Here is a 7,911-nt window from a genome sequence, read left to right on the forward strand (position 1 = left end):
AGCGTGAATCCATTTAGCTTGCTGCGCACGCATTTCTCCTTGGGGGCCCGCAGGGCCAGCCAGACGGCCGGGGCCGGCAGGCCCCTGTGTGTAGTGGATGGCATGGCGGTCACGGGTTCGCTGGCTGGCGGCGCCAGCTCTGTCGCCCCCGGTCCACTCCGCTGTTGATATCGTCGCCCCCGGTCTTGACTGGGTCTCCCGCCCCGCTTGGCTTTCCGCTGGAGTCGAAGATCTTCGCGCCGCTGATGGTGGTCCTGCCCGGCCCCACCTCGCGGCCGTTGACCTGCTGGCCTGCCAGGTTGTCGGCGGCGTTGAAGATGCCGTCGCCGTTCACATCGAAGGCGACATAGTCGGTCTTGCCCCCGGTGTCGGGATCGATGGCGTAGATCGTGCTGGCCAGGCCTGCGGAGCAGGGGTCGCCCAGCGGTGGCCGGATGGAGGTGAACACCAGACCCCGCCCGTACAGGCTCATGTCGTAGACCAGTCTTTCTCCATCGCGCGGCAGATCGACGTACCAGCCCCAGCTGTGCACATTGGAGTCGGCGGTGCTGGTGGCGTCCTTGTACCAGGTGACCGGGTTGGCCGACAGGGCGAACTTGCCCGGAAAGCCGCTCACCTGGGTGAACTGCTGGGCCTGCAGATCCCCGCGTCCCTTGCCGGCGGTAGGCAGCGGCTGCGGCGCAGTCGTGGCGGGTGTGCCGTAGCGATCCCAGATACCGAACACCGATTGCCGGCGCATGTCCAGCTTGTCGTCATCCGTCATGAAGCGGCCCGTACCGAAGGCCACCACATCGCCCTTGCCGCTGGAGTGCCGCACCACGTAGGGTGCGGTGGTGATGGACAGCCGCTTGCCCCCGCTGCGTTCGGACTCGCGTGCCACAAAGAACAGTTGCGCATTCCATGAGCCGCTGGCACCGCTGGCCAGGTCCACGCGCCATACATTGCCCGCAAGATCACCGGCATAGGCCAGGTCCACCTTGCCATCGCCGTTGTTGTCCACCACGGCGGCGCGCGACAGGCCGTTTTTCGGCGCAGGCAGCGCGCTCAGCTCCGCGGCCGTCATGCCTGCCGCGAAATCAAAGCGCCGGATGACCTCGCCACTGGAGACATCCAGCACAAACAGGCTGGACTCGCCGGAGGCGCTGTTTGACGCCTGGTAGCCATTGGACAGGAATACCACCCACCTGCCCTTGGACCGGCCGGCGTCGTTGAGCCGCGCAACGACGGGCGTGGGCATCGAGTAACCCATGCGTTCGTCCTGTTCAACGCCGAACTCCCACAGCAACCGGGGGGAGGTGGGGTCCGTGACGTCCAGCGCGAAGACCTGCCGCCCGCCCGCGCCCAGGCTGCCGACCAGCACCCTGTGCCAGGCGTTGCCGAAGTAGACATCGGAGACCACGGGCGTCCCGTCCACGAAGTAGCGGTGGGGAGCGCCGCCCGCGCCATACCGGGACGTCAGGACATTGAGCGAATTCTTCACGCCCGATGGAATGAAGGCGAACTCCTCCTTGCCCGATGCCGCGTCGAAGGCGTGCAGCATGCCGTCGTTGGCGCCCACATACAGCATCTCCTTGGCAGCCTGTTTCGCGGCAAAGGCGGCATAGGTGGTGCTGCCCTCCAGCTTGTCCGCGGCGGAGGCGCGGTACAGGCCGCCCTTGACCCGCACCAGCGAGGAATTGACGATATCGCCCAGCACATTGGGCTTTCCGCTGGCCAGGGGCTTGCGCACGCGCAAGTCATCGCGCACCTCGCCACGCAGGAACTCGATGCGCTTTTTTGCCTGGCCATCGGCGGAGTTCGTGGCCGGGTCCGTGTTGAGCACGGCCAGCCAGGACGCATCGGAACGCTGCCCGCTGAGACTGGAGTACGTGAAAGGGCTCAGCGACACGGCACTGCCGGTCCTGCTGGGGTAGTAGATCTTGCGGTCATCGGCGGACCGCTCCGACAGGAGTTCCGCCGCGCTCCAGACCAGCGTTCTGTCGCTGGTGGTGAGCTTCTCGCGGATGACATCGCCGCTCCAGTACTGGACCTCGAACGTGGTCCGGTACAGGTCGGCACCTTCGCCCAGTGTCGCAGTGGGCATGTCCACGCTGACCGCCGTCACGGAACTGATGCTCTGCAGGATGTCGTTGAACGCCTTGGTCAATTGGTCCTTGAGCGTGCCGGCATTGGTCACCAGAAAATAGTTGTCTGGATCTCCCGTGATCTTGGAGGGGTCGCGGTCCGGCACACCGTACTTGGCGGCATACCACAGAGGCCCCTTCAGGAAGCTGCCCGCGTCGGTCGCATTGCCCGGAGTGAAGCTGCGGGTGGCCGTGAGCCCCAGGTTCGTGCATTCCGTGCGCTGCTGGGCCGAGATGCTGCCCCGGCAGTAGCCCGGATCGCGATTGGGTGGCGTGTTGTAGGCGTAGTAGGCCGAGGCCGTGTCCTTGTCACGCACCTCCAGGTACATGCCGTCCTTGGTGGTGCCCGAGATCACATAGCCCATGTGCTGTCCCAGGCCGCCAGCGGCGTATTCGGACACCATGTCGATCTTCACCTTGCCATCGGCCTGCAGCGCGATCGTGTAGCGCGCGATGGCGTCCATGTCATGGTCGGCGCCTTGCTCCACGTCCTCGTAGTTGATGCGGAACTCCGCATAGGGCCGCCCGCCATTGACCGAGGCATCGATGTCCGCCTTGCCCGTGTTGGCAATGTTGACCACGTAGTAGTCGACGATCTGGTTGGTCGGCGTGAAGACCGCATTGTTCACGGTGCTGCCACCGGCACTGCCGGAGACGGTCTTGGCAAACGGGGCAATGGTCACAAAGCGTTTGCCACCGATCGGAAAGCGTATTTCCGGCAGCGGTGACGCAATGGCCACGGAGTAGGTCCTCAGCGCATTCTTGCCCTGGCTGTTGCCGAAGATGGCATTCCTGGCGCCGAAACGGGCCACACCGGCGGCATAGTAGGTGCCTTCCTTGCTGGGCTCCTCGGGAGACAGGCCGCGCGCCCAGGACAGGTCTGCAATGGTCTTGACCGAAGGAGCCTGGTCGGCATTGGCCGACGTTGACTGGCCGATGAAGAAGTTCTTCCCGTCTATGCGCTCGGCCGAGCCGATGGCCGCCACCTCGTCAGAGACATTGAAGCCATTGAGGGCGCTGGCACCGACGCTCGCGTAGCGGCTGCCGGGCAGCTTGCCGTCGTAGGAGGGATTGATGTCGCTGAGCACCGTCATGACGGGACGGGAGCAGTACTGGTAGCCGCCCCCGCCTTCGGCCTTGGCCTTGTAGGGCGTTTCCCAGGCGGGCTTGGACAGGCCCAGGGACGCGTCCTTGGAGGAGCCGCCGGCGTAGTCATAGATGCCGAGGGCCTGGGACGCGCCGCCGAAATAGCGCATGGTCTCGAACATCATTTCGCTGATGGGATTGCCCCACATGGCGCACTTCGAAGGCTTGTCCAGCGAACTGATGGGGCCGGACGTGATCCAGCCGCATTCCACGTATTTGCCGCCGGTGTAGCCGATCAGGCGCTGGCGGTCTATGTTGGCGACCACGCCATTGACACCCGTCCTGAACTGGCCCGTCTGAGGGTCGACTTCCTCTGCGAAATTGCTGATATTGCGGCGCAGCACGCCGCCGGCGATGTTTTTCTCGTACGAGCCTGTGAGCAGGCCGAAGTACATCTTCCCGTTCTCTCCGAAGTCGTGCAGCAGCCCCGTGGGCTTGTAGATGGTCTTGCCGCCGTTGGGATAGGCCTTGCAGCTGGCCTCGAGCAACTGGACATTGCTGCTGGAGCAGGCCTCCACAAGCAGGTTGTAGTCGGTGATCCTGCTGGTGCCTCGCGCGCACGAATTGCCGCCTGCACAGTTGCTCTGCCCTGCAAAGCCCTCCTGGGACACCCAATCCCAGATCTGGAACGAGGAGTCATTGAGCACGCGCAACTGTGTGATGACGCCAGCGGCCTCCCCCAGCGTGGTGACGGCAAACAGATGGCGCGTGCCGGACGCCGGCTGGCGCAGCGGCGCATAGTCCGAAATGCTGTAGACCCCGAGATCCCGCGCAGGGTCATAGGCCTTGCCCCAGCTGTGCGCATCCCTGGGAATGTAGGCGGTCTGCAAAACGGTGCGCGAAGCCGTGTCCTCCGCACGCATGCCGCCATAAAGCACGCGGCGTATGGCGTCCATGCGCGATGTGCCCAGATAGTTCAGGAAGTCGCCACTCCAGTTGTTCGAGCACTTTTTCCTGTTGCTTCCGGTCGCTGCCTGCGAGGGCACGAAAACACCCTTGGAATAGCTGTAGCAGACGTTGTTGTTGAAGTAGCCGTAGTAGTCGATCTGGTCCGGCTTGTACCCGACATCGATCACACCGTCGCCGTTGAGGTCGGAGGCATCGTTGTAGGCCTCGTAGTACAGCTTGTGGTCACGCCCCATCACCAGCATGTTCAAGGGCGCCAACGCCTGGTTCACGAACAGCGGCATCTGGGACAGCACGGTGTCCGCGCGCCCCTGGGCATGCGCCGGCGTACCGGCCAGTGCCAGTGCGCACGTCCACAGCGCCAGGGCCAGGGCCCTCGGGCCCTGCATGGTTTTCCAACTTGCAATGCGAGCCATTGAAGCTCCCTCCCCCTGCTTACTTTATGAACATGTTGACGCTGGACCGCAGGCACAGCGCATCCGCTCCGCAGGCCTGGGCCTGCGACTTTTCCGTGGCCTGGGCATTGACCTCATAGAAGTCCGTGCAGCCGGTGGCGGGTGCATCCAGCGCGGACGTCGCACTACCCGACTTGGGACAGGCGGTCGTGATGTATCGGGGATACCAGTACCCATCGGGCTTCTGAAACCCGGCCGCCTTGGCCTTGGTCGTACGAAAATCCGTACCGAGCCCGATGGAGTCCGTACGCACATCGGACACCGAGCAGGGAATGCCGCTGCCCTCGGCCACCGGAGTGCCGGCGCCATTGCAGGGCTTGAGTGCGACGGCATGCTCCAGCAGCTTGCGCTCGCCTTCTCGCAGCGTGCCATCCGCGGTTTCATACAGCCGCTGGCTATCCACCATGTTGGCAGCGATGCGCGCCTCCAGCGTGGCCACGCGCATGCCGACCACCGCCAGCAACAACACCAGCAGCAGCATGATCATGGACACCAGCAAGGCATTGCCGCGCTGGCGCCTGTGCAGGACACAGGACATGCAGCGGCGGCTCCGGGCTCCGATCGGCGCGGTCATGGCATCAGATTCCTCAGGGTGAGCGTGCCGGTGGCCAGTTGCAGCAGGGGGCCGGCATTCGCATCGCATCGGGTCGCGGCGCCGCCCAGTTGCGCCCAACGCTCGCAGACGGTGGAGGCCATGCCCTGCGTCACCTTGCCGGAGCTTTCCAGCAAGAGGGCAAGGCGCAGGGAACGGATGGCTTCCTGCTGCCCGGGCAACGTGGCCGCGAAGGCATCGACCCGGCGTATCGCGCCGGGCGCTGTCTGCCGATCGATGCCGAACTCGAAATGCACCGCCCGCACGCCATCGGCAAGCGGCACAACCTCCTGCGCTGCCCGGCACACCAGCACACCACTTTCAACGGTGTACTTCTCCGCGAACATGCCGGTCGCCGGCGCCGGAGCGTCATAGGGGCCGGCGGCTCCCAGGTTCGCGGGCGTGCCCGCACAATCGGTTTCCGCAGCGTCCCGGGGCTGGAAGCGAAGGCAGATGCTCTGCGTGTCAGCCGCGTAGAGCGCCTGTCCCTGGGCGAACTGGCAGCCGTTGGGATGGGGCGAGGAATCGGCAGGAAATGCGTCGAACATCGCCTGCGAAGGGTCTCTCCTGTAGCCTGCCTTGGAAAACTCGGAGTCCAGCACGGCCAGTGCCAGCCGGCTGTTGCCGAGGTTCTCGCTCTGCCCCACGCGAAAACCGAAGCTCGACAGCCCCTGCATGTAGATGGTGGTGGCAATCAGCACGAGGAACAGGCCGATGGCCAGCGCCACCATAATCTCCACCAGGGACATGCCCGCCTGGGACGGCATGCGCATGCGGCACGCCCATGCGCCCGGCCCGCGCTCAAAGCCGCGACCGCAGCGTGAATGTGCAAAATTCATTGTCGCTTCCATCCAGACATTGGCCTTTCTTGACCGGCCAGGCCACCGTCACGGACACCAGGCCATCGGCATCGGCGCTCACGGCGAAGGAGCTGTCGATGCGGTCCGCGGTGAGATCGGGCACCAGCTTGCGGGCCCGGTCGCCCCAGCAGGCCAGGCGCTGCTCCCGCGGCTGCGGCAGAGGCTGGCAGGCCGCAGGGGCCGCGGGCATCGCGGCCCCCTGCAGCTTCTGATAGCCGGCCAGTTCCTCCACGGGCGCACCCTTCGCGTCCAGGACCGTGGCCGTATCCCCCCGCAGGGTCTCCAGCAGTTCGGAAGCCAGCATGGATGCCATCTGGCGCCGCTCGGTATCCACGGTGTATTCAATGGCACGCACATGGATGCGCACGGCGCCCAGCAGCCCCACGGCCACCAGCAGCACGGCGACGAGTACCTCGATAAGGCCTGCGCCGCGTTGCCTGCGAGAAGAAAAAGGAATGGACATGTTGCAGACCCGTTGCACGCGCATCAGCAACTGCCGCCGGCAGGCAGCCGCTGCTGGCGCACAAGCCCGGCGCGAGTCACTCTCAGGCAGTGCATGCGCGTGGCATGGCGAGCCGTGACGGTCAGCGTGTACAGCGTGCTGGCGCCGGAGAACTGCTTGGCGGTCCCCGTGGTTTCGAACAGGACGCCCTGGGAAGAATCACCGGAGGGCGACACGGTCACGGCATCAGGCACCCGGGCCTCGCGCACCAGTTGCCCTCCCGACTTGGCGGACCATGTCTGCCCCGCGCCCACGAAGCTGCTTTCCACCCGTTTGTAGACCGCTTCGGAGCGAGCCAGCTGCAGCAACGACTGCAACTCGAGCGCAGCCGAGCTGACGCGCTGGTTGGCTATTTGAACGATGAAGGAAGGAGCGGCCAGAGCGGCCAGAATCGCGACCAGCGCCACCACAACCATCATCTCGATGAGGGTGAAGCCACGGGGCCGTTGCCACCTGCCGCCTGGACAGCCGTTGCGCGTGTAACCGGGATTTTTCATGCAAGCGTGCTTCTCGTTGGCGGGGGACCATGCGACAGGCCTGCAAGCCCTGCGCCATTGCTCTTGATTGATGTTTGCAATCGTAATTCAATAGCAATGCAAAACACCTATTTACACAGGTCATGGGACAAATATAGGACTTGTCTTATAAAAACCTGCGCAGAGCGCAACACCCCGTCCAGCAAGCCCGGCCCGCCGTCGGCGCACGCAAGCTCGGCGGAACGGCCCGCGCAACGGGCATGGCCACGGTGGCGGTACGGCAGATCGCGAAGTCAGGCAAGCAGGCCTCGCATCAAGCGCCTGAAAATCCACGGCAGCATGAGCCGCCGCAATCCAGCCGCAGCGCGATTGGCCATGCGAATATCCCGCCTGCTTGCAGCCCGAGAAAGAAAAAGTTTTCGCCCAAAGCAAAAATCCCCAGTGCATTTCTGCACTGGGGATTTTCTTGTTTGGGGTGGCTGATGGGGCTCGAACCCACGACAACAGGAATCACAATCCTGGACTCTACCAACTGAGCTACAGCCACCGTTGAAGCATTCGATTATATGCCAAAAACCAGCAGACAAATGCTTTGGAACAGGCGTTGCGTGACGGATCGGGAGCAGCCGGAACAAAGGCGCGTCGGGGGATGCGGGCAACGGGCAGGATCCCGCCATCCTCCATGCAGCTGCAGCCAGCAGGAGCCTTGCGCGGCGTCCCTGGAGCTTTCGGGGACAACCAGTCCCCCTGCCGCCCAAAGCAAAAATCCCCAGAGCATTTCTGCTCTGGGGATTTCTTTATTTGGGGTGGCTGATGGGGCTCGAACCCACGACAACAGGAATCACAATCCT

At 64.3% G+C, this 7,911-nt stretch carries 5 protein-coding genes and 1 tRNA gene; all 6 read right to left on the bottom strand.

Annotated features, from left to right (window positions below):
• Nucleotides 1-109: 109 nt before the first annotated feature.
• Entirely contained in the window at nt 110-4,564 is a 4,455-nt protein-coding gene (locus IAE24_RS29800) for a pilus assembly protein (protein ID WP_233626272.1), read from the bottom strand.
• 46 nt (nt 4,565-4,610) lie between these two features.
• Nucleotides 4,611-5,204, bottom strand: coding sequence for a pilus assembly PilX family protein (locus IAE24_RS29805; RefSeq protein WP_199961357.1), 594 nt, complete (start codon nt 5,202-5,204; stop codon nt 4,611-4,613).
• Nucleotides 5,201-5,995, bottom strand: coding sequence for a prepilin-type N-terminal cleavage/methylation domain-containing protein (locus IAE24_RS29810; protein WP_199961394.1), 795 nt, complete (start codon nt 5,993-5,995; stop codon nt 5,201-5,203). The genes IAE24_RS29805 and IAE24_RS29810 overlap by 4 nt, the downstream gene beginning before the upstream one ends.
• 28 nt (nt 5,996-6,023) lie before the next feature.
• Complete coding sequence (pilV, locus tag IAE24_RS29815; protein WP_225614199.1) at nt 6,024-6,545, bottom strand: type IV pilus modification protein PilV; 522 nt, start codon at nt 6,543-6,545, stop codon at nt 6,024-6,026.
• A gap of 23 nt (nt 6,546-6,568) precedes the next feature.
• Nucleotides 6,569-7,081 (bottom strand): GspH/FimT family pseudopilin, encoded by a 513-nt coding sequence (locus IAE24_RS29820; RefSeq protein WP_047468788.1) that lies wholly within the window; start codon nt 7,079-7,081, stop codon nt 6,569-6,571.
• A gap of 450 nt (nt 7,082-7,531) precedes the next feature.
• Nucleotides 7,532-7,607 (bottom strand) — tRNA-His (locus IAE24_RS29825).
• Nucleotides 7,608-7,911 lie beyond the last annotated feature (304 nt).

It is taken from the genome of Delftia sp. S65 (assembly GCF_016516495.1).
Taxonomy (GTDB): Bacteria; Pseudomonadota; Gammaproteobacteria; order Burkholderiales; family Burkholderiaceae_C; genus Comamonas; species Comamonas acidovorans.

Coding starts and splice junctions, on each gene's coding strand:
- IAE24_RS29820 (WP_047468788.1), bottom strand. CDS start 7,081: ATGAAAAATCCCGGTTACACGCGCAACGGCTGTCCAGGCGGCAGGTGG.
- pilV (WP_225614199.1), bottom strand. CDS start 6,545: ATGTCCATTCCTTTTTCTTCTCGCAGGCAACGCGGCGCAGGCCTTATC.
- IAE24_RS29805 (WP_199961357.1), bottom strand. CDS start 5,204: ATGACCGCGCCGATCGGAGCCCGGAGCCGCCGCTGCATGTCCTGTGTC.
- IAE24_RS29810 (WP_199961394.1), bottom strand. CDS start 5,995: ATGCGCATGCCGTCCCAGGCGGGCATGTCCCTGGTGGAGATTATGGTG.
- IAE24_RS29800 (WP_233626272.1), bottom strand. CDS start 4,564: ATGCAGGGCCCGAGGGCCCTGGCCCTGGCGCTGTGGACGTGCGCACTG.